At 67.9% G+C, this 21,483-nt stretch carries 18 protein-coding genes; 11 read left to right on the forward strand and 7 right to left on the reverse strand.

What is annotated here, in order from left to right; all coding sequences use genetic code 11:
- The first annotated feature begins 2 nt into the window (after positions 1-2).
- Complete coding sequence (locus NL126_RS10985) at positions 3-776, forward strand: phosphatase PAP2 family protein (RefSeq protein WP_255194920.1); 774 nt, start codon at positions 3-5, stop codon at positions 774-776.
- A 16-nt stretch (positions 777-792) separates the two neighbouring features.
- Here the strand turns inward: NL126_RS10985 and NL126_RS10990 are convergent, their stop codons facing one another.
- The 3 genes from NL126_RS10990 to NL126_RS11000 all read right to left on the reverse strand — a co-directional run bounded on the left by NL126_RS10990 (position 793) and on the right by NL126_RS11000 (position 1,717).
- The gene (locus tag NL126_RS10990) at positions 793-1,209 is read right to left on the reverse strand and encodes a hypothetical protein (protein WP_255194921.1); all 417 of its coding nucleotides are present in this window, start codon (positions 1,207-1,209) and stop codon (positions 793-795) included.
- 102 nt (positions 1,210-1,311) lie between these two features.
- The gene (locus NL126_RS10995; RefSeq protein ID WP_255194922.1) at positions 1,312-1,518 is read right to left on the reverse strand and encodes a hypothetical protein; all 207 of its coding nucleotides are present in this window, start codon (positions 1,516-1,518) and stop codon (positions 1,312-1,314) included.
- Positions 1,511-1,717 carry a hypothetical protein gene (locus NL126_RS11000; RefSeq protein WP_255194923.1) on the reverse strand — a complete coding sequence of 69 codons (207 nt, stop codon included), beginning with the start codon at positions 1,715-1,717 and terminating at the stop codon, positions 1,511-1,513. The genes NL126_RS10995 and NL126_RS11000 overlap by 8 nt, the downstream gene beginning before the upstream one ends.
- Before the next feature lie 170 nt (positions 1,718-1,887).
- Here NL126_RS11000 and NL126_RS11005 point away from each other — a divergent pair, with 170 nt between their 5' ends.
- Together NL126_RS11005 and NL126_RS11010 are read left to right on the forward strand one after the other, a co-directional pair.
- A complete protein-coding gene (locus NL126_RS11005) occupies positions 1,888-3,672 on the forward strand; it encodes an ATP-binding protein (protein WP_255194924.1) in 1,785 nt (594 codons plus the stop codon).
- Positions 3,673-3,959: 287 nt separating this feature from the next.
- The gene (locus tag NL126_RS11010) at positions 3,960-4,277 is read left to right on the forward strand and encodes a helix-turn-helix transcriptional regulator (protein ID WP_255198836.1); all 318 of its coding nucleotides are present in this window, start codon (positions 3,960-3,962) and stop codon (positions 4,275-4,277) included.
- Between the two features lie 173 nt (positions 4,278-4,450).
- Here NL126_RS11010 and NL126_RS11015 read toward each other — a convergent pair whose 3' ends face one another.
- The 4 genes from NL126_RS11015 to NL126_RS11030 form a co-directional block, all read right to left on the reverse strand.
- Positions 4,451-6,088 carry an alkaline phosphatase family protein gene (locus tag NL126_RS11015; RefSeq protein WP_255194925.1) on the reverse strand — a complete coding sequence of 546 codons (1,638 nt, stop codon included), beginning with the start codon at positions 6,086-6,088 and terminating at the stop codon, positions 4,451-4,453.
- A gap of 154 nt (positions 6,089-6,242) precedes the next feature.
- Positions 6,243-7,223 (reverse strand): glycosyltransferase family 2 protein, encoded by a 981-nt coding sequence (locus NL126_RS11020; protein WP_255194926.1) that lies wholly within the window; start codon positions 7,221-7,223, stop codon positions 6,243-6,245.
- A gap of 118 nt (positions 7,224-7,341) precedes the next feature.
- Positions 7,342-8,727, reverse strand: coding sequence for a right-handed parallel beta-helix repeat-containing protein (locus NL126_RS11025; protein ID WP_255194927.1), 1,386 nt, complete (start codon positions 8,725-8,727; stop codon positions 7,342-7,344).
- 89 nt (positions 8,728-8,816) lie between these two features.
- A complete protein-coding gene (locus NL126_RS11030; protein WP_255194928.1) occupies positions 8,817-10,397 on the reverse strand; it encodes a right-handed parallel beta-helix repeat-containing protein in 1,581 nt (526 codons plus the stop codon).
- A 208-nt stretch (positions 10,398-10,605) separates the two neighbouring features.
- Between NL126_RS11030 and NL126_RS11035 the strand changes: the two genes are divergently transcribed.
- From NL126_RS11035 to NL126_RS11070, 8 genes are all read left to right on the forward strand, one after another.
- Entirely contained in the window at positions 10,606-11,490 is an 885-nt protein-coding gene (locus NL126_RS11035; RefSeq protein WP_255194929.1) for a winged helix-turn-helix transcriptional regulator, read from the forward strand.
- On the forward strand, positions 11,483-11,932 hold the full coding sequence (locus tag NL126_RS11040; protein WP_255194930.1) for a response regulator: 450 nt from the start codon (positions 11,483-11,485) through the stop codon (positions 11,930-11,932). The genes NL126_RS11035 and NL126_RS11040 overlap by 8 nt, the downstream gene beginning before the upstream one ends.
- The gene (locus NL126_RS11045) at positions 11,929-13,044 is read left to right on the forward strand and encodes a hybrid sensor histidine kinase/response regulator (RefSeq protein ID WP_255194931.1); all 1,116 of its coding nucleotides are present in this window, start codon (positions 11,929-11,931) and stop codon (positions 13,042-13,044) included. The genes NL126_RS11040 and NL126_RS11045 overlap by 4 nt, the downstream gene beginning before the upstream one ends.
- 43 nt (positions 13,045-13,087) lie before the next feature.
- Positions 13,088-15,013, forward strand: coding sequence for a hypothetical protein (locus NL126_RS11050; protein WP_255194932.1), 1,926 nt, complete (start codon positions 13,088-13,090; stop codon positions 15,011-15,013).
- A gap of 98 nt (positions 15,014-15,111) precedes the next feature.
- Positions 15,112-16,428, forward strand: coding sequence for a polysaccharide deacetylase family protein (locus tag NL126_RS11055; protein ID WP_255194933.1), 1,317 nt, complete (start codon positions 15,112-15,114; stop codon positions 16,426-16,428).
- A 233-nt stretch (positions 16,429-16,661) separates the two neighbouring features.
- Positions 16,662-17,804, forward strand: a complete 1,143-nt coding sequence (locus tag NL126_RS11060) for a polysaccharide deacetylase family protein (protein WP_255194934.1) — start codon at positions 16,662-16,664, stop codon at positions 17,802-17,804.
- 210 nt (positions 17,805-18,014) lie between these two features.
- Positions 18,015-20,120, forward strand: a complete 2,106-nt coding sequence (locus tag NL126_RS11065) for a right-handed parallel beta-helix repeat-containing protein (RefSeq protein ID WP_255194935.1) — start codon at positions 18,015-18,017, stop codon at positions 20,118-20,120.
- Between the two features lie 78 nt (positions 20,121-20,198).
- Positions 20,199-21,470, forward strand: coding sequence for a glycosyltransferase family 4 protein (locus tag NL126_RS11070; protein WP_255194936.1), 1,272 nt, complete (start codon positions 20,199-20,201; stop codon positions 21,468-21,470).
- Positions 21,471-21,483: the final 13 nt, after the last annotated feature.

A 21,483-nucleotide genomic window follows, 5' to 3' on the forward strand; every position in this document is an offset into this window, starting at 1 on the left:
CGATGAGCGTACTCGAATCCCTCGCGGTCGTGCTCGGCGGCGCGCTGGCGTTGAACCTGGTTGCGGGCGTCCTCGTCCTCGATACCGCTGGGCTGCGGCGGGTTCCGACTCGCGCCCGCGAGGCGGCCCCGTATCTCGGCTTCCTCGTCGGCATCCTCGCGGTGAACAAGGTCGCCCGCGACTACGGCCCGGAGGTGTCGTGGATCATCGGCAAGAACATCACCGGGTTCATCTACTCGCTGGAGGGGGGGTTCGTCGCGATCGTCCAGTCCATTGCGACGCCTGCGCTAACCGCGTACTTCTCCGGCGTCTACCTGTTCGGCTACGTGTTCCTGCTCACCTTCCCGTTCGTTGCGTACGCCACCTGGGCCGACGAGCCCGCCCTGGAGCGTGCGGCCGTCGCGTTCGGCGTCAACTACGCGGTCGGGCTGGGCTGTTACGTCGTGTTCATCTCGTACGGGCCGCGGAACCTGATTCCGGACCTGGTCGACCCGCTGCTGTACGCGACGTACCCCCGCGCTCAGCTCGTCACGAGCCAGGTGAACGCGAACACGAACGTCTTCCCCTCGCTGCACACCTCGCTGGCGGTGACCGTCGGGGGGCTGGCGTGGCAGACCCGCGAGGCGTTCCCGCGGTGGACCGTCATCGCCGTCCCGCTGGCGGTGAGCGTCGCGGTCTCGACGATGTATCTCGGCATCCACTGGGCGACGGACGTGGTCGCCGGGACCCTCCTCGGGGTCGGGAGTATCGTCGTCGCGAATCGGGTCACGGAGTAAGGAGTCGGCGGTTGGCTCAGTCGCTGCGCCCGACCTGGGCCGTGTCCGCTCCATCGCTGGCCGCGGTCACGGCCATCGCGGTGTCGCCGTCGTCACTGAGCCGGAGACAGGTCATACACGGCGACCGCCCCCGGTCGCGCGCCTCCCGGCGGGTCAGGACGCGCCACTCGTCGTCGTCCAGTGCCCCACCGCCACCACACACCGGAGTGTGACCGTCGGTCGCCTCGTGGTACGCGTACGAGCCGTCGACCTTGCGGGTCGGCAACAGTAGGACGAGGTCGCCGTCCGGTCGCGGGTCGGACTCGGCAATCCGGGTTCGCTGCTCGCGGGTCGGCGTCCGTGACTCGCCGGCGTCACAGCTGTGCGGGCCGAGCTTCACGAGGTACTTGCCGCAGTCTGGACACTGCTCGAACACTCGGTCGACGTCACGCATGGGCGACTGGTCGCACAGGTAAGGCATTATTATGGAGCGTGTAGCGCCCCGCGCCAGTCGCACCTGACCGCCGTTTCAGCGCCTACGAGGTTCCTAATCCGGTCAACGCGTCTCCTCGATGGCGACGTACGAGTCGCGCGCGGCCGCCATCCACGCGCCGCTCTGGGTGGACCGCGTCGGGTCGAAGACGACGAGGTCGTCGGGGCGGAACTCCGGGCCGTCGATGTCCTCGGGGTTGAACGTGTAGCGGAGCGAGAAGTTCGGCCAGTGGTCGGTCGCCTCCCGGCGGACGACTTCGGAGTTACTCACGGACGCCTCCGCGAAACCCGTCTTCGGCCTCCTGGAGGAACGTAATCGCCTCCTGGATGCGTGCCTGCTGGCGGCCGGAGAGGAACGGGTACTCGTCGCCCATTCCGTCTTCGAGGAGCGCTCGCGCCGCACTGATGCGCGTCGTCAGCGGGATACGTGGGGTCGGTTCCGAGTCGGCGGTCGACGGGTCTCGTGACATACCTGTGCTTGCACCGCACCGAATATGTATACTTCCGAACACGTCGGTAAGCGCCCGGGGTTACCGGGTGGTAGGCGGCGACAGCGAGCCGACCTCTCCGGCGCCCGGAGAGGTGCAACAACGAATAAGAGCGTCCGACCGGCAACTCAGAGCGAGTGACGCCCTCATCTATGTCCCTCGGCCCGACCGTGCTCCACGTCCTCCACGTCGGGTGCGACCCCGCACCGGTCGTCAACCTGCAGGCATACGACGCGAGTTCGCCCCGGTTCCTCGCGAGCGTCGCCCCCGACGCCGACGTCGCGGTGACGCAACTGACGCGCGGGACGGTCGACTGTGTCGTCTGTGACGCGGGCGCGCTCGACGCCGACGGCTGGGCGTTCCTCCACCGAGTCGCCGACCTGGCTCGCGACCTGCCGGTCGTGTTGACGACGTCGGCCGACGACATCCCGGCGCACCTGTACGACGCGACCGTCCCGTCCGGGGACACGACCCGGTTGGCGTCGGTGGTGACGGAGCTGGTGCGTACTGACGACCCCGGCCCCCCGGCAGGCGAGACGGCGGTGGCCCTGCTCGACCGGGCCGACGAGTACGTGGCGCACGTCGCCCGCGACGGGACGGTCCGGATGGTCGGTGCCTCGACGGCCGAGCGACTGGGTCTCGCGCGCGACGCCGTCGTCGGGCGCCAACTCGACGACCTGCTGGACCCGACGACCGCTGGCGAACTGCTGTCGATCGGCCGGAGCGTCCTCGACGCGGAGACTGGCCGCGAGTTCAGCGACGAACTGGGTGGGCGTCACTACCACGCGGTGTTCGAACCCGTCGGGCCGGACTGCTTCGAGGTCATCGTCCGGGACGTCACCGCGGCCCGGCGGACCGAGCGGGCGTTCCACGAGGAGCGGGCGTTCCTCGAGACGGTCGTCGATAGCCTGACGGACGTGTTCTTCGTCCTCGACCTCGACGGCAGGCTCGTCCGCTGGAACGACCGACTCGAGGCGGTGACCGGGCGCGACGAGACGTCGCTCCGGGGGGCCGACCCCCTCGAGTTCGTCGCCGACGCGGACGTTCCGGAGGCCCGACGGCAACTCGACGCGGTCGTGGACGGCGGCGAGGTGACGGCCGAACTGGAACTCGTCGACGGCAACGGCGAGACGGTCCCCTTCGAGTTCACCGCGTCGCTGGTGACGGGCGACGACGGCACCCCCCGATACGTGTGTGCTGTCGGCCGTGACATCTCGGCACGGCGAGCGACACAGGCCGACCTCGACGACGCCATCGCCGAACTGGAGCGGTCGAACGCCGAACTCGAACAGTTCGCGTACGTCGCCTCGCACGACCTCAAGGAGCCGCTCCGGATGGTGTCGAGCTACCTCCAGCTGCTCGAACGCCGGCACGCGGACGACCTCGACGAGGAGGCCAGCGAGTTCATCGAGTTCGCCGTCGACGGGGCCTACCGACTCCAGGAGATGATCGACGACCTGCTGGAGTACTCGCGGGTCGGCCGGAGCGACCGGGCGCTCGAACTCGTGGACTGCAACGCGGTGCTGGAGACCGTCCGCCGGAACCTCGCGGTCGCCATCGAGGACTCCGGAGCGACCGTCGAGGTCGGCGACCTCCCGACCGTCCAGGGCGACCGGAGCCAGCTCGTCGAGCTGTTCCAGAACCTCGTGAGCAACGCCATCAAGTACACCGAGTCGGGGGAGCGACCGCACGTCACCGTCACCGCCGACGCGGCCGACGACCGCTGGCTGTTCGTCGTCGAGGACGAGGGGATGGGCATCTCGGCGGACCGCGTCGACCGCGTGTTCGACCTGTTCTACCGGTCGGAGATTCAGGACTCCACGGGCATCGGCCTCGCACTCGTCCAGAAGATCGTCGAGCGACACGGCGGCGAGGTCTGGGTCGAGTCGACGCCTGGCGAGGGCTCGTCGTTCTTCGTCGCACTGCCGCGGGAGTAACGGGGACGTGCGCGCGGTGGCGCACGCCGGTATGTCAGACACCCCGGCTGGTGGTGCACCATGGTCGGGCAGAGGGCCAGGGCGTTCGAGGTGTCGGGCGGTTCCACCTTGGTTATCCACTGCGTAGCTCTCGTTTCGCCCGGTTGTCCCGGCCGTGGCTAGCTCCCTGTGCGCTCCGATACCGACATCTCAACCGTTCACGCTGGTTTATTCGGGGAGTAAAATCGTGTACGGTCTACGGGCTATATACTCGACAATCTGCTCCTATCCGATGCCGGTTCACTATGATACACGACCTGACTGGGTTCCAGCGCGACCTGCTGTTCATCGTCGCTGGGCTCGAGGGGCCGAACGGTCTCACCGTCAAGGACGAACTCGAACAGTACTACGGACAGGAAGTCCGGCACGGACGCCTCTACCCGAACCTCGACACGCTCGTCGAGATGGGCCTCATCGAGAAGGGGCAGAAGGACCGTCGGACGAACGAGTACACCCTCCTGCCCCCGGGCTACCAGGAGATCCGGGCTCGGCTCGACTGGCAATCGCAGTACTGTCCGGACGAGATCCTCGAGCAGGTGGAGCTGCAGGTCGCCGAGACGAGCTGACGCCGACTGCGGCGGACTTCTCTCATCCTCACCGCCCAGCGACTGCCACAGGCGTCGCACCTCGCTGCGCGGCCGACAGACGACGGGTGAGTGTCGGATACCTGAACGACGAGTCGGTCAGCACTGGCGAGTGCCGCGGCTAGCGGCGTCGGTGGCGGCAGGTGGAGGGCCGGTCAGTCGAGGTAGCCGAGGTCTGCGAGCCGGTCCTCGACGGCTGCATCCTCGGTGGTGACGGTCTCGGCTGCTTCGTACGGGGGGTAGTTCCACTCCTCGGTCGGCGAGACGGGCGGGAGCACCTCGCCGTCCATGCGGTCGCTCACGGGGAGGCCGAGCGCCGCGAGGATGGTCGGGGCGACGTCGAACAGGTGGGCGTCGTCGGCTGACGCCGAGGCGTCGATTCCCTCGCCCGCGGCCGCGAACACACCGTCGCGCTTGTGGTTCCACGGCTCGGTCGACTCGCCGAACTTCTCGCCGAGCAACTGCGCCGAGAGGAAGTGGTCGAAGTCGGTGGGGACGGTGACGATGTCGACGGCGTTCTCGGCGTACGGCCCGGAGAAGTACGCTTCACGGGGGACGACCTCCTCGAACACCGGCTCGCCGTCGGGCGCGGTGGCCGACTGGAGCTGCTCGATGAGTTCGGCCTGGACCTGTTCGTACTCGGCCTTCGGTACGACTCCCTCGGGGTCACGGCCCTCGAGGTTGATGCGGATGCCCAGTTCCGTCCGGGCACGCATGTACGCCTTCGAGGCGGGGAAGTCGACCTGCGTGCTCGCGGTCCGGACCACGCCGTCGGGCGCGTACCGGCGCGCCACGTCGTCGAGTCCGAGCTTGTTCAGCCCGAGGCCGATGCGTTTGGTGGTGATGCCGAAGCTCGCGGCCGTCGCGGCCACCTTCTCGGTGAGGCTCGGCTCCCACGTGTCGTCGTCGTTTCCTTCCCGCAGCTGGGTTCGGATGGGGTTCCACGACGGCATCCCCTTTCCACCCTGCGTGGCCGTGACGTAGCCGCGGTCGCGGAGGAACTCGTTGACGCGGAACTCCTCCTTCTCGTACTCGCCCATCCCGTGGTCGCTGGCGACGAACACGCGTTTGGGGTCGTGCTCCTCGAGCAGGTTGCCGACCTGTTCGTCCATCGTCTCGTAGACGCGACGGATCTTCGGCCAGTCGCCGCCGAACTCGTGGAACACGGTGTCGGTCTTCTGGAACTGGACGAACCCGAAGTCCGGCTCGTACTCGGTCGCGAGGTAGTCGAACGCCTCCCCGCGCATCCGGGTGAGCGTCTCGTACTCCTCCATGCGCTCCTCGTCGCTCCACCCCTCGTCGTCGCGGGCGTACGCCGGGTAGACGCGGTACTCGCCGATGGCGTCGCGGACCTCCTGTAAGACGCCATCGGGGTGACACGGCGGGTCCTCGGGGGCGATGAACCCCGGGATGACTGCGCCGTCGATCTCGTCCGGTGGGTGCGTCACGGGGACGTTCACGACCACGCTCGACAGCCCGTGGTGGTCGAGGAGCGTCCACAGCGAGTGTTCCTTCACGTCGTCGCCCGCGACGACGCGCCAGTCGTAGCCGTCGTAGTCGACGAAGCCGAACACGCCGTGTTTCCCGGGGTTGACCCCAGTGTACATCGACGGCCACGCGCTCGGCGTCCACGGTGGCATCTGTGACTCCAGCGGCGAACACACGCCGTCGGTACAGATGCGTTCGAGGTTCGGGAGCCGCCCCTCGTCCCAGAGTTTCTCGAGGACGGGGAGACAGCCCGCGTCGATGCCGATGAGCAGCGCCTCCATCCGGTCGTCGGCGTCGTCGGTCATCGGTCGGCCCTCCGGTCGACAGGTCGGGGTGGCCACCCGCGACACGCGGCCACGTCGTCGTTCGATGTCGAGACCACTGCGTCGAAGACAGGCATTCTATCCGATTTCATGAGGTGTAACACCGTTATTATCTCGCGGCTAAGCACACCCGTGGTCAGTGCCCGTCACCCGGCGTCTCTCCCTGCTGCTCCAGGTCGGGCTCCAGTTCGCGGTCGAGCGCGGCGCCCGTGAGAAAGAGCACGACCCCGAAAACGAGGCTCACCAGCCCGGTTTCGCCGCCGTCGCGGGTCGCGACCGCTGCGAGCGTCCCGAGCACGCCCACGACGCCGAGCGCCGCACCGACGCCGTAGAGCAGCGCCATCGGGTGCGGGGGCGTGAGGTACTTCTTGCGGAGCCGCCAGCCGAAGTTCCGCAGGAGCATGAACGATACCCGCGGGACGTACGAGTCGAGACTGATGTGGCTGTCCCAGTCCTCGTCGTAGAGGTAGTCCGAGGAGTGTGGGATGTCCATCACGCGCATCCCGGCGACGTTGAGTTTCACGAGGAGATCGTTACAGTAGCCGTAGAACTCGTACAGTTCGTCGAGTTCGATGGCCTCCAGCGCCTCTCGCGAGATGGCCGCGTAGCCGTTCTGTGAGTCCGAGATGCCCCAGTAGCCGCTCGAGATCTTCGTCAGCGTCGAGAGCACCTGGTTGCCGAACCGGCGGAACCGCGGCATCTCCTCGATGTCCTCGTGGAGGAAGCGGTTGCCCTTCGTGTAGTCGGCCAGCCCCTCGGCGATGGGGTCGATGTACCGCTCGAGCAGCGCGGGATCCATCTGGGCGTCGCCCGCCATCACCGTCGCGATGTCGATGCCGTCGGCGAGGCTCTGCTGGTAGCCGGTCTTGATGGCGCCACCGACCCCGCGGTTCTGCTCGTGCTGGATGGGGACGATGTGGCGGTCGAGTTCGCCGTCGTGGGCCTCGTTGACGGCTGCGGCGTGTCTCTGTATCTCGCTCCACGTGTCGTCGGTCGAGCCGTCGTCGACGACGTACACGCGGTCGACGAACTCGGGGACGGTCCGGATGACCTCGCCGACCGAGTCCTCCTCGTTGTACGCCGGGACGACGACGGAGACGGTGTGGTCTTTGTACATAGGTGTCTCGCGCAGACAGCGACCCCGAGGGGTCGCGCGTCTCGCTTGACGGAAAAAGACCGACTGCCCGCATTACTATGGAGCCGGTAAGCCGACTCCTGAACCGCTTGGGTGGTCGTTATCTGATGACCTTCCCGTTCATCACGCTGAGCCAGTCGCTGCCGTCCCAGATGGCGAGCCCCCACGGCGACGCGCCCGAGCCGTCGTGGATGCCGTAGTCGCCCTTGTACCGACCGCTGGGGTCGGTCCCCCGGAGGTCGGACTCGAGGATGAGGCCGCTGCTGCGGAGCCGTGCGTTGTCCCAGCTGTTGTGGAGCTGCGTGTCGTCGAGCCCCGTGTGCGTCGGGATGTGGATGTCGGCGTCGTTGGTGTTCCGGAGGTGGAGGAACGCGTCGGTGTAGTTCTTGTACGTACAGCCGGAGAGTTCGACGCCGGGTGCTCCCCCGACCGCGACGCCCCGGTAGCCCTTGTTCCGGCCGTTGGGCGCGTCGCGGAAGTAGCCGCCCTGGAAGTAACAGCCCTTCAGGACGAACCCCGGAGAGGAGTCGTCGACGAAGATGCCGTGGGGGTACTCCTGTGCCATCCCGTTGCCCTCCAGATAGGCGTCCTTGACCGCCTGCGAGGCACCCGCACGGGCGTCGATACCGAAGCCGCCGTTGTTCTGGACGACGCCGTTGACCCACCGCGAGGAGTAGCCCCGGAGGGCGACACCGGGTGCGCCGGTCTCCAGCCCGTTGAACAGCGAGTCACAGCCGTAGAACGTCGTCCCGTGGGGGTTCGCGTTCGGCTGGAGGCGGAAGCCGGACCCGCCACACCGCCAGACCATCACGTTGCGGAACGTCATCCCGAACGACTTTCGCTCGGTTCCGTCGGACTCCGTGAGGTTCTCGACGCGGATGCCGTCGCCCGCTGCGCCGTGGACGATGAGGTCCTTGTACGTCGAGTACGTCGCCCCGCGGATACGGAGCCCCACGTTGCCGCCACGAATCTTGAGGTGCTGGACGAGCGCCTTGTTCCGGTAGTCCGCATGCGCCTTCCCGATGACCTCGACGACGTTGGTGTCAGGGGCGTGGCGTGCGTCGATGACCGACCCCGAGGGATGCCCACCGGAGAGCATCACCTCCTTCTCGCGGTAGTCGAGCGTGACGGGCAGCGGTTCGCCCGCGGCCTCCGCGTCGTAGGTGCCGTGGACGAAGATGATGTCGCCGTCCTCGGCGGCGTCCCACGCGGCCTGAATCGTGTCGTAGCCGACGGCGTCGGGACCGCCCACGATGCGGCGGCCACCGAGGTTCAGGTTCTCACCGATCTCGAGCGTCGGGGAGGTACTCTGTGCCGTCGCCTCGGTCGTACTCACGCTCTCGGCGGATTCGGTCGCCGCCGACCCGTAGTTGGCCTGGCTGCAGCCCGCGATACCCGGGATAGACGCCACCCCGGCGGCCTGCAGGAACTCTCGCCGCTCGACCTCGTCGACAGGGTGCTCCCCATCGTGCTGATTGTCAGTCATGACAATTCTGTATCCGGTCTGCAGGGGGCACGGTACTAATTATCGGGCGCCTAAACCGCGAAAACAGGTGTGTCTCACTCGCTGCCGACTTAGAGTTCCGTGCCGTCGACGACGCTGACCCACGCCGTGCCGTTCCACGTCGCGGGGCCGAACGGTGCGTCGCCGGAGCCGTCGTGCGTGCCCACGTCACCGACGAACCGGCCGGGGTGTGCGTCGCCGGTGAGGTCGGTCGGGAGGACGGCGCCGTCGCTCCGGAGCCGGGTGCAGTCGTCGTGCTCGACGAGGGTGGTCTCGTCGAGCGGGCAGTGGGAGGCGAGGTGGACGTCCGCGTCCGTCGCGCCCCGGAGGTAGAGGAACGACCCGGTGTAGTTGCGGAACGAGCAGTTCCGGATGTCCGCGTGCGGCGCGTCGGCGACGACGACGGCCCACCGGCCCGTGTCGCGACCGTTCGAGAAGTCGCGGAAGTAGCCACCCTGGAAGTACGCGCCGTGGAGCGTGAACCCAGGAGCAGAATCGTCGACGAACACGTCCATCGGTCCGCTCTCGGTCGTGCCGTTCCCCTCGAAGTAGGTCCCGTCGACCTGCTGTGAGCAGCCGCTTCGGGCGTCGAGCCCGAACGACCCGTTGTTCTGGATGGTCCCGCCGTGCCAGCGGGTGGCGTAGCCCCGGAGGCGAACGCCCGCCCCGCCGTTGAGCAGCGCGTCACAGCCGTAGAACGTCGTGCTGTGGGGGTTTGCGCCGGTGCTGAGCCGGAAGCCGTCGCCGCCGCAGTTCCACGCGATGCAGTTGCGGAACGTCACGCCGAACGTGCCGTACTCGGAGCCGTTCGCGCTGTGGCGGTCGACGAGGACGCCATGTGAGCCCGTCATCCAGCAGACGAGGTCCTTGAACGACGCGTAGGGGGCCGCACGGATGCGGAGCCCGACGTTCCCGCCGAGGAGCTTCAGGTTGCTCACGAGCGGGTTGTTCCGGTAGTCTTCGTGGCCCGTCCCGATGACCTCTAGAACGTTCGCGTCAGGCGCGTGACGCGCGTCGATGACCGACCCGGAGGGGTGCCCGCCCGTCAGCAGCACCTCCTTCTCGCGGAAGTCGAGTCGAATGGGAAACTGCTCGCCCGCAGCCTCGGCGTCGTATGTGGAGTGGACGTAGACGGTATCGCCGGCTTCGGCGGCGTCCCACGCGGCCTGGATCGTCTCGTAGCCGCCCGTCCCGACGACGTGTCGTCCCCCGAGGTCACGCAGGTCGAGTTCCGCGTCGGTACTCGTGTCGGTACTCGTGTCGGTGCTCGTGTCTGTCTCCCCACCAGTGGTGGCCGTGACCGTCCCGCTACCGACCGCAGCACCGGCGACGGCGGTGGCGGTCGTCTTCAGCACCGTCCGACGGTCGATGCCCTGGCTCTCCACCGCACTCCCGGTTCCGCCCCCGCTGGCGCTGTCCGCCCCGCTGGTGCTCGACGCACCGGTCGGTGCCTTGCGGGTGGTTGGGTCCCCGCCCTTGCTCCCACTGGTTGTCGGGGTCGACGACCGAGTGGGCTGGGCGTCCGGCGTCGGCTGGGGACTGGGCGTCAGCTGGTCGCCGTCGGTCGCCGTCGCGTCGGTGTCCGGCTGTCCCTCCTCGGCCGTCCGGTCCTCGTCGTCGTGCGGAAAGAAGCGCCCCCGGTTCGTGTGCATAGTCGGTCCTCACTCTCGCCAAACATATACTCTATCTTACACTTGACTCACCGCCCTCACTGACCATCCAGTAACCTCGGTGCTCTGTCTCTGTGGCGGTCGATTTCGGGCCGTCCGCGTCGACCGAGTCGGTAGCCGGCGGTCGCTTACCGCGTCTATAATAATGGCCGTTCGGGGGGAACGTGCTGGAAATGGGAGTGAGCGAACCGTGACGGGTGACCGGGACGTGGCCACGGTCGTCGAGACGGTCAATCTCATCTCCAAGAAGTGGCACCCGGCTATCATCCAGACGCTGCTGGAGAGCGGCCCCCTCCGGTTCAGCGAACTCAAGACGAGCCTCGACGGCGTCTCGGGGAAGGTGTTGACCGACAGCCTCGAGGATCTCGTCGAGTCGGGGCTGGTTCACCGCGAGGTGGTCAGCGAGTCACCCAAGCGCGTCGAGTACGAACTCACACCACACGGCCACGACCTGCAGGAGGCCATCGAGGCGCTCGCGACGTGGGGTGACAGACATCTCCGGAGCGACGGCCCCCCGACGGTGCTCGTCGTCGACGACGACCCCCGGCTCGCGGAGATGCACGCCAGCTGGCTCGCGGACCGCTACGACGTCCAGACGGCGTACAGCGGACGGGCGGCACTCGAACTGCTGACCGACGACGTGGACGTGCTCGTGCTCGACCGCCGGATGCCCGGGATGTCCGGTGAGGACGTCCTCGAGAAGCTCAAGATCCTCGACGTCGACCCCGGCGTCGTCATGCTGACGGCCGTCGAGCCGACGTTCGACGTCGTCGAGATGCCCATCGACGACTACGTCGTGAAACCGGGGCTGAAGAACGAGGTGATAGAGACCGTCGCCGCGGTGCTCGAACGCACGTCACTCGACGACCCGGTCCGCGAGTACCTCGCGCTCGCGGCCAAGCGCTCGCTGCTCCGGGCGGAGACGCCCGCGGTCAGCCGCGAGGACAACGCCTCGTACGCGACGCTGGTCGACCGGCTCGAACAGCTCGAAACCGACCTCGACGACCCCGTCACGGCGGCCGAGACGGCAGCCGAGGGGCAGACCGTCACGGAGTTGCTCACGACCGATGGCTGACGCCGAGACGCCGACCGACCCCATCGAGGTCCTGCTGGTCGAGGACAACCCCGGCGACGTCCGGCTCGCCCAGGAGGCGTTCGACGCGGTCGACCGCCCCATCCAACTGACGGTCGCCACCGACGGCACCGAGGCGCTCGACCACCTCCGGACTGCGGCCCCCGAACACCTGCCGGCACTCGTCCTCCTGGACCTCAATCTCCCCGGTGCCGACGGGCGGACGGTCCTCCGCGAGTGCAAGTCCCGACCGACGCTCCGTCACACCCCGGTCGTCGTGTTCACCAGTTCCGAGGAGCCGGAGGACGTGCGCGGGCTCTACGACGCCCACGCGAACGCCTACGTCCCGAAGCCGCGGGACGCCGACGGCTACTTCGACACCGTCCAGCGGCTCGACGCCTTCTGGTTCTCGACGGCGCTCCTCCCGGAGGTGGGCCGGTCGTGACCGCCCCCCTCCAGGTCCTGCTGGTCGAGGACAACCCGGGTGACGCCCGGCTCATCGAGGCACTACTCTTTGAAGCCGACGAGTACCTGACGGGGCCGGACGGCGGCTTCCGCACGGCCGAACTCACCCACGTCACGGACCTCGGCGCGGCCCTCGACCACCTCGAGACCGAGCCGCCCGACGTCGTCCTGCTCGACCTCGGGCTCCCGGACAGCGAGGGGATGGAGACGCTCGACCGGACGCTCGACGCGACGGAGACGGTCCCGGTCATCGTCCTCACGGGACGCCCGGAGTCGGACCTCGGCATCGAGGCCGTCCGCCGTGGCGCACAGGACTACCTCGTCAAGGGCGAGATCCGTCCCACGCGCTTCGCCCACGCGGTCCAGTACGCCATCGAGCGGACGAAGACCCAGCGAGAGCTCCGCCAGCGAACCCGGGAACTCGCCATCCTCAACCAGCTGATGCGCCACGACGTGAAGAACGACATCAGCCTCGTCGTCGGGCGCGGGCACGAACTCACCGAGTACGTCGAGGCGCGCGGCGAGCAGTTGCTCGCGGAGGTGCTGACGGCGGCGAATCACGTCCTCCAGCTCACCCGGACCATCGGCGACACCGTCGAGACCGTCACCGACGAGTCGGAGACCGACCTCCGGCCCGTCGACCCCCGAGAGGTCGTCATCCAGCAGGCCGAGAAGGCCCGACAGCTCTACGGCGAGGCGGCCGTCACGGTCGACGGCGACCTGCCCGACGTGCGCGTCGCGGCGGACGAACTCCTCTCGGCGGTCGTCGGCAACCTCCTCAGCAACGCCCTGCTGTACACGACCGGCGACCCGGACGTCCGAATCTCGCTCGACGCCGACGAGGACGTCGTTCGGCTCCGCGTCGCGGACAACGGCCCCGGCGTCCCCGACGAGCACAAGGACCACATCTTCGGCGAGGGCGAACGCGGCCTCGAGGGGCAGGGGACCGGTATCGGTCTCTACCTCGTCGACCAGCTGGTCGACGGCTACGACGGCCGGGTGTGGGTCGAGGACAACGAGCCGACGGGCGCGGTGTTCGTCGTCGAACTGGCTCGAGTGGCCCCCGAGACAGCGGATTTACCCGGTGCATAGCAAACCCTCTCGGTCGGCAACCGGCGGACAGTGATCGACTCGTATGGAGGCTTCGACGCCAGGGATTGAGTTCGACCGGGCGGCCGCCGTCGTCGGGCTGGTGGTGGCGCTCGCGTTGCTCCCGGTACAACTGTTCATCAGCCACATCTACGCACAGACGCTCCCGCCGGTGCTGGCGCTCGCGTGTCTCGTCTACCTCGCCGCCCGCGGCCAGGGGCACGACACCGACACGATTCGGATGCCGACGTGGCTCGCCCACCTCCTGCCGAGTGTCGTCGTCTTCGGTACCGCCGGGCTCGCCCTGCTCGCCCACTCGCAGGGCGGGCGCACCCAGGAGTTCTACGTCCTCGCGAGCCTGCTGGGGACGCTCGTGCTCGGCCAGCTCCTGTTCACCCGCGACCGCGACCTGCACGTCGGTATCGTCCTCGGGCAGGTGTTCGTCCTCGCGGCGGTCGTCCGGTGGGCCGCGGTGTTCACCACGCCCGGCTACATCGGCATCGACGCGTGGATCCACATGGCGCAGTTCACACGCGGGGTGCTGGAGGCACACTCCATCGCCGGGATGGGCCAGACGAAGTACCTCATGGCGCCGCTGTACCACCTGCTCGTCGTCGTCACCTCGCTGTTCACCGGGCTGGGGCTGCGGTGGTCGCTGTTCCTCTCGCTGGGGCTCGCGATGCCCGTCGGCATCGTCCTCGTGTACACCGGAGCCAAGTACCTCGTCGAGCCTCGATGGGCACTGTTCGCGGCCGCGCTGTTCGCCCTCGCCGGCTCGGTCATCCGCTGGGGCATCCACCTGATTCCGACCAGCCTCGGACTGCTGTTCTTCCTCGCCATCCTCGCGCTGGTCCTCCGGCTGTTCCGCGTCTCCACGCGCACGCGAGACGGGCTCGTCGTCGTCACGCTGTTCCTCGCGATGGTGCTCACCCACCAGGTGTCGTCGTTCATCCTGACGGTGTTCCTCCTCGCGTGCGGTGTCACCCAGTACGTGCTGAAGACGGGCATCATGAACCCGCCGGACGGCTCGGCACACGCGCTCGGCGCCAGCGACGTCGAGCCCATCGAGTTCGGTGGGTACGTCGTGTTCAACCTCGGGTTCCTCACGCTCACCTGGAGCCTGACGCCGTACTACGGTCGGCCGTTCCTCGAGACGGCGTTCATCTTCCTCTACGAGTCCATCGGTGGCGGCATCGGTGAGGTGACGGGAGCAGCCAACAGCGGCGGTGGCGCCGCGGCCAGCCCGACGCTCGCACAGTTCGTCGTCGCGAACTTCGACGTCCTGGGGTTCCTGCTGTTCCTGTTCGGGACGACCATCGGGTGTCTGTACGCGCTCCGGCGCGGGCGGACGAACCAGGCGGTGCTCTCGCTCGTCGTCGCGGTGGTCGTCATGACCGGGTTCACCCTCGGGCCCCCGCTCGCCGGTATCGGGACGTTCCTCTCCGGTCGCTGGTTCGCGTTCCTCTACGCCGTGATGGCCATCCTCACGGCCGTCGGGTTCAGCTACCTCCGGCGCGGGCTCTCGCCGGCGCTCCTGCTCGTGTTCCTGCTGGTGTTCCTCTACGTCTTCCCGATGGCGATGATCGCCTCGCCGAAGGGGACCGTCGACCAGCCCGTCCTCGAGACGGAGCGGCCCCGCTACAGCTTCACCGAGGAGGAACTGGCGGCGATGCGGACCATCGGGACCACGACGACGCCCGGCGAGACCGGTCGCGTCTACACGGACTTCCCCTACACCGCGGTCTACAACCGGGTCCACGGAGAGCGGTACCGGGCCGCGACGGTCCCGCCGGACGGCCCCGCTCAGGAGGACGAGCTACTCTATCGCGAGTACCAGACGACCGGGGCGCCCCTGTTCCCGGACGGTGAGGGGGGCCAGCGCATCTACCGCGTCCACGAGGACCGCATGTGCCCGTCGTCGTACGACACGGTCTACGCCAACGGCGACGTGACGTACTGCCGGGCGGTGTGACCGACGGGTCACGGGTTTTATCCCCCGGCTAAGCGCCGGACGCTGGCCTTACCCGGCGCATAGGAATGTGTCCGGCAACCGGATGTGAGACCAGAGCGATGTCAGACCAGAACCGCACGGAACGACGAGCGTTCCTCGCAACCCTCGCCGCGACGGGCGTCGGGCTCGCCGGCTGTAGCAGCCTCTCCGGTGACGGCTCGGACGCCGCGACCGGCTCGCCGACGTCGTCGGCGACCCCGACCGCCACGTCGTCCACGACGCCGGAGTCGACGGCGACCGAGCAGAGTGACCAGAGCCAGTCCACCGAGTCGACCGACCTCGGCTCGCACGAGCCGATGCAGCCGAAGGCCGCCACGTTCGAGGACCTCTCGTACTGGACCTCGCACGCGGGCGTGACGCTGGAGGGCGACTCCGAGACCGTCTACCAGGGCTCGCAGTCGGCGCGCATCGAGGGCCGTAGCGGGACCATCCAGCGGAGCTTCCCGGTCCCCATCGACCTCTCGAACCGCGACATCTCGCTGGCGATGAAGATCGACGGGCCGGTGCCGAACAACTTCGGCATCTACCTGTACGACACCGGCGGGAACGCGACCCACCTCATCCAGGGCTACCACGACAAGCACCCCGACGGGTGGATTCGCATCAACCCGTCTATCGACTCCGCGGGCGCCGACATGAGCAGCATCACGAAGATGCTCATCACTCTCGGCGGCGGCGGCGAGAACAAGAAGTACTGGGTCGACGACATCCGGTTCCACGAGAAGACCTCGGACAAGGCACAGGTGATGTTCACGTTCGACTACATCACCCGCAGCATCTACGAGGTGGCGTTCTCCGAGATGGAGAAGCGCGGCATCACGGGCGCCGTCTCGGTGCCGGGCGACCGCGTCGGCAACGCCGACCGGCTCACCGTCGAGGAGCTGAAGGAGCTCAAGAACGCTGGCTGGGAGATCACCAGCATGAGCAACAACTTCGAGCCGCTGTACGGCCAGTCCGAGCGCATCCAGCGGCAGCGCCTCGAGCGCAACATCTCGCTTCTGGACCAGTTCGGGCTCGGGAAGCCGACGACGCTCATGTACCCGAAGGGGTTCTGTGACGCGACGACGGTGAAGCTCGCCGAGGAGTACCACGACCTCGGATTCCTGACGTTCAACGACTCCGAGCGCGGCACCTCGCAGTCCGCGCTCATGGGGCCGACGTTCGTCAACCGGTCGCAGCCGAGCACGGTCGAGGCGCTGAAGAACCAGGTCGAGCCCGCGAAGGCGTACAACGGCCTCTACGTGGTCCACCAGAACCAGATCGGGCCGAACGCCGACAACAACCGTGCCGTGTTCACCGAGATGCTCGACTACGTGAAAGAGCAGCAGAAGCAGGGCAACGTCGAAATCGTCACCCCCTCGGACGTCGTCCTGTAACGGCGTCCTGTCACACGGCGACCTGCATACGGTCGCTTCCTCCGTTGTGTACCGGCGACCTGCATACGGTCGCTTCCCCTGTACTGTACCGGGTGGCTGTCGCCGCCCTGCGTTTATCGACTCCATAGCGACGGCCCCACCGACCGCGACCGACGGGTGGGCCGCGGGTGGGGCGGGGAGGTGGCGACTATCCAGCCCATAATAATCCCCCTGTGGCTGGTTCGTGAAACCGAATGAGTCGACAGCACGACGCACCGACCCGACGTCAGTCGCCGACCGCCGACCGCCCCTCGGGACCGACCCGGCGCGGGTTCGTGACGGCCGTCGGGGCCGGCGCGGTCGCGCTCGGTGGACTCACCGTCTCCGGGTCGGCCGCCGCACAGGAGGCGACACCCCGGCTGGTGTTCACGTACGACGACGGCTACGTCGAGGACTACACCCAGACGTTCGCCGTCCACCGACAGCTCGACGCACCGGCGTGTGCGGCCGTCCCGTCGGCGAACGTCGGCCGGTCCGAGAAGTTCCTCTCGCAGTCCCAGCTGACCGAGATGGCCGAGGCGGGCTGGGAAGTGATGAGCCACGGCGTCGCACACGAGGCGCTCGGGCAGGTCACGCTCACCGAGCGCGTCTCGGCGGACGACACGAAACTCTACACCGACAGCACGGTCCTCAGCCGGACGCCCCACGAGGTCGAGGTGTTCGCGGGCGACACGCGAGCCACCGGGACGCTCACCGGCGACGGCGAGGACGGGAGCTACCTCCAGCTCGAGTCCGCACTCGGGACGTCGTTCGAGTCGGGCGCGTCGGTCCGGTTCACCGAGGACGTGGTCCGCGACACGCTCTCGAAGTCCAAACAGTCGCTGTCCGACCGCGGGTTCGACGTGGACAGCATGGTCCTCCCCTACGGCCGGTACGACGAGCGGGCGCTCTCGCTCATCCAGGAGTACTACGACTCGGTGGCGAACGTCCAGCGCGGCGGCCTCAACTCCACGGCCGCCATCCGGCCGTACCGGCTCAGCCGCGCGTACTTCGACGAGGACCGCATGAGCGAGAGTGAACTGACGAGCTTCATGGACCGCGTGGTCTCGCGCAAGTCGCTCGGCCTCCTCGGCGGACACAGCCGGAACCCGGCGCTCACAGGTGAGCGAATCAAACTCGCCATCGAACTCGCCCAGGAGCGCGACATCGAGATCGTCACGATGCGGACCGCGCTCCAGGAAATCGGCGTGGTCGAATCGACCGCGACCCCCACCTCGACGTCGACATCCCCGGCGACCGGGACCCGAACTCCCACCACCACTCCGACATCGTCCACCGACAGTGACACGTCGTTCGTCGGTGGCTTCGTCGACTGGCTGTTCAGCCTCCTGAACTGACTCCCTCGCAGTCACCGAGTTTCCTCCCGTTTCGACACCGTTGCGAACCGTTCACGGAACCGAACCCGCCCGCCGCCGCCCAATTTCTCCACTTATGTACGACCATCGGATTTGTCGGGGAAATATATACGGTAAGAATGGGTAAAATTAGACGAATATAAAATAAACTCCGAACGACTTATAACAGTTCACGGCTCTGGCTCCGATGACATGGGACAGGAACAGTCAACGAGCGGTTCGGGCATCAGCCGTCGGGCGTACCTGGGTGCCATCGGGCTTGCGTCGGCATCGACCGGGCTCGTGCGCACCGCCAGTGCGACCGAGAGTCAGTACGACGAGGTCGTCGACATCGTCGAAGCGGGCGCAGACAACACGGGTGGCGACCCCATCGACGACGTGTTCGACGACGTGAAAGGCGACGACACCCTCGTCAAGTTTCCCGAGGGCGAGTACGTCGCGAACGAACTCATCATCTACCAGCTGTCGAACTTCGCGATGGTCGGGGACGACGCCACCCTGATTCCGGGCGACGACTACAACGAGGAGGTGTGGCTCGGTGGGAGTGAACCCCGCGACGTCCGCATCGAGAACTTCACTATCGACAACACGGCCGACGGGGTCACCCCCCAGGTCGACATCAGTTACTACGGCGACCTCCTGGTCCGAAACGTCGAGAAGGCCGGGTACCACGACGGGCCGGGTATCGCGTTCACCTTCCAGTCCATCGACGGGAGCGGGCAGGGCTACATCGAGGGAGTCAGCGCCCCCGACGGCGGTGACTCGGTCGGGCTGTACCTGCAGGGCGAGGGGGCGATGACGATCCGTGACTGCCGCATCGAGCAGTTCAACAACAACGGGCTGTACGCGTCGAACGTCGACGCCCCGGTCACGGTCGAGGGGGGGCTGTACCGGAACAACAACATCGCCCAGGTGCGTCTCGGATCCGAAGACAGCATCGTCCGTAACGCCACCATCGCCGCCACGGACGACCTGTTCGGCGACGACCCGGGCACCGTCAACATGCGGGGTGTCCGCATCGCCGACGGTCCCGGCCCGGTCACCGTCGACAACTGCGACGTCACGATGGCCGGCTGTCAGGGCAGCGGCGGCATCGTCACCGCCTACGACGGTGGGTCGCTCGTCGTTCGCGACACACAGATTCACGTCGACGAGACGTACACCACGACCGGCTCCGGCGGGAGTCGGACGAGCTACGGGGTCCTCGTCGACGACGCGAACGGCACCGCCGCCGGTACGCGACGGTTCGAGAACGTCTCGATCACCGGCGGTGGTCGCTACCGGAGCGCGATGGTGCTTCGCCGTGACAACAACACCCTCGAGAACGTCTGTATCGACCAGCGCGGCGAGGGCCGTGACGGCATCGTGTTCGAGAACTCCGACGGCAACACGCTCTCGGATTCGGTCATCGACGTGCCGGACGAGGAGATCGTGTTGCGCGACTCCTCGGTGCGGAAGGCCAACGTCTCGACCACCGGGTCGTGTCCGACGCCCGGCGACGACGGGTTCGCGCTGCCGGGTGAACTCGGCACCGTCTCCTACGAGCAGACGACCGCGGACGAGTGGCTCACCGTCGGGTTCGACCGCCAGTACGACGACCCCGTCGTCGTGAGCGGTCCCATCTCCTACGAGGGGTTCCACCCGGTCCACACCCGGGTTCGCGACGTCACGGCCGGCGGGTTCGCCCTCCAGTTCGAAGAGTGGATGTACCTGGACGGCGACCACCGGCCGGAGACGGCGCACTATCTCGCGCTCTCGGCCGGGTCGTACACCGACAGCGACCTCGTCGTCGAGGCTGGCTGGACGCGGGCTGACCACGAGTTCACCGACTTCAGGTTCGACCGCTCGTTCGACCGCCGACCCGTGGTGTTCGCCCAGCCGCAGACGTACAACGGTTCGGACCCCGTCGTCACCCGCCTCCGGAACCTCTCGTCGACCGGTGGCGAGGTCATGGTTCAGGAGGAGGAGGGCGAGGCGAACGGTGGCTGGCATCACGACGAGACGGTCGGGTACGTCGCGGTCGAACCCGGCGTCGGCGAGGTCGGGGGCCGCCGGGTCGAGGTCGGCGCCGCCGACGTCCACGAGTCGTGGCGCACCATCGAGTTCGGTGACCGCTACGCGAACCCACAGCTTCTCGCGGGTATCCAGACGTTCACCGGGCCGAACACGGCGAACGTCCGGTACCGGAACCTCACCGAGTCGAGCGTCGAGTTGCGCATCGAGGAGGAACAGAGCGCCGACGAGGAGACCCGCCACCGCTACGAGCGCGTCGGCTACGCGGTGGTTGAGGGCGAGTGACGCGTTTACGCCGGCGATAACTAACCGGCCGACGGGCCAATCAGTCCGCATGCACGCTGACTCCGGCGGGGTGGTTCGGTGACCGAGCGCCTGGACGTCGGGTTCGTCCCGGCGGAGTGTCCCGGGGCGAACGCCACGGGAGCGACGCACACCTCGACGCTGCTGGTCGAGCGGCTCTCGCGGCACCACGACCTCACGGTGTACGTGTCGAGCCAGATGGACGCGAGCGAGCGCGACCTCCCGGCGCGTGACCGCGTCGAGTACGTCCTCCACGACGACCTTCCGAAGCTCCCCCATCCCATCTCGGTCAAGGTCGACGCGCTCCGCAAGGAGACGACCGCCCTCGAGAGCCACGACCTCGTCCACAGCTACTCGCCAGCGTTCCTGCCGGTACTCGCGGAGCTCGCGGTGCCGACGCTCGTGACGTTGAACTCGTACGTCCCCGTCTGCCCGAAAGGCGACATGATGTACCAGGGCAAACGGAAGTGTTCGGGCCCCTCGCCCGCGAAGTGCGCCGGCTGCGTCGCGAGCACCTCGCTGTCGCGTCGGCAGGGCGTCGAGGACGAGCTCCGCGCGGCGTACACCTCGCTCGGTCGACTGGGGTTCGTGTCCAGCAACCTCGACCGCGCCGACGACATCGACGCGTACCACGCGCTCTCGCCCCACCTCGTCGACGACTACGCCGAGTTGGGGTTCCCCGGCGACCGCACCACGGTCGTTCCCCACTTCTACGACGAGGCGTTCCGCCGCGATCCGGACGACGGGCCCGCAGACGGCGCGCTCTCGTTGCTGTACGTCGGCGCCCTCCAGGACATCAAGGGGGTCGACGTACTCGTTCGCGCACTCCCCAACCTCGCCGCCGTGGGGGTCGACGTCGACCTCCGAATCGCGGGCACCGGCCCCCTCGAGCGACAGCTCCGCCGGCTGGCCACGGACCTCGGGGTCGACGACGCAATCACGTGGCTCGGCTACGTCGACCACGCCGACCTCCCGGCCGAGTACGAGCGTGCCGACGCGTTCGTCTACCCTGGCCGACTCGACGAGCCGTTCGGCCGCGTCCTCCTCGAGGCGCTGGCGAGCGGCACCCCGGTCGTCGCGAGCGACGTCGGGAGCACCGACTACATCGTCGGCGACGCAGGCGTCCGGTTCGAGTCGGAGGATTCGGGGGCGCTCGCCGACGCCTGTCTCGACCTCGTCGACGACTACCGGGCGTACGCCGACGCCATCCCGGCTCAGCTCGAGCAGTTCGCTCCCGAGACGGTCGTCACCGAGTTCTGTTCGCTGTACGCGTCGGTCGCCGACCGCCGGCCGACGGCACCGCCTGTCGCAGGTGCCGCCGTCGACGACTGACGCGGCCCAGACC

It is taken from the genome of Halorarius litoreus (assembly GCF_024362405.1).
GTDB lineage: Archaea > Halobacteriota > Halobacteria > Halobacteriales > Haloarculaceae > Halorarius > Halorarius litoreus.

Excerpts from the sequence above, each read along its gene's own strand:
- NL126_RS10985 (WP_255194920.1), top strand. The coding sequence starts at position 3 with ATGAGCGTACTCGAATCCCTCGCGGTCGTGCTCGGCGGCGCGCTGGCG.
- NL126_RS10990 (WP_255194921.1), bottom strand. The coding sequence starts at position 1,209 with ATGCGTGACGTCGACCGAGTGTTCGAGCAGTGTCCAGACTGCGGCAAG.
- NL126_RS11000 (WP_255194923.1), bottom strand. The coding sequence starts at position 1,717 with ATGTCACGAGACCCGTCGACCGCCGACTCGGAACCGACCCCACGTATC.
- NL126_RS11005 (WP_255194924.1), top strand. The coding sequence starts at position 1,888 with ATGTCCCTCGGCCCGACCGTGCTCCACGTCCTCCACGTCGGGTGCGAC.
- NL126_RS11015 (WP_255194925.1), bottom strand. The coding sequence starts at position 6,088 with ATGACCGACGACGCCGACGACCGGATGGAGGCGCTGCTCATCGGCATC.
- NL126_RS11020 (WP_255194926.1), bottom strand. The coding sequence starts at position 7,223 with ATGTACAAAGACCACACCGTCTCCGTCGTCGTCCCGGCGTACAACGAG.
- NL126_RS11025 (WP_255194927.1), bottom strand. The coding sequence starts at position 8,727 with ATGACTGACAATCAGCACGATGGGGAGCACCCTGTCGACGAGGTCGAG.
- NL126_RS11030 (WP_255194928.1), bottom strand. The coding sequence starts at position 10,397 with ATGCACACGAACCGGGGGCGCTTCTTTCCGCACGACGACGAGGACCGG.
- NL126_RS11040 (WP_255194930.1), top strand. The coding sequence starts at position 11,483 with ATGGCTGACGCCGAGACGCCGACCGACCCCATCGAGGTCCTGCTGGTC.
- NL126_RS11050 (WP_255194932.1), top strand. The coding sequence starts at position 13,088 with ATGGAGGCTTCGACGCCAGGGATTGAGTTCGACCGGGCGGCCGCCGTC.
- NL126_RS11055 (WP_255194933.1), top strand. The coding sequence starts at position 15,112 with ATGTCAGACCAGAACCGCACGGAACGACGAGCGTTCCTCGCAACCCTC.
- NL126_RS11060 (WP_255194934.1), top strand. The coding sequence starts at position 16,662 with ATGAGTCGACAGCACGACGCACCGACCCGACGTCAGTCGCCGACCGCC.
- NL126_RS11065 (WP_255194935.1), top strand. The coding sequence starts at position 18,015 with ATGGGACAGGAACAGTCAACGAGCGGTTCGGGCATCAGCCGTCGGGCG.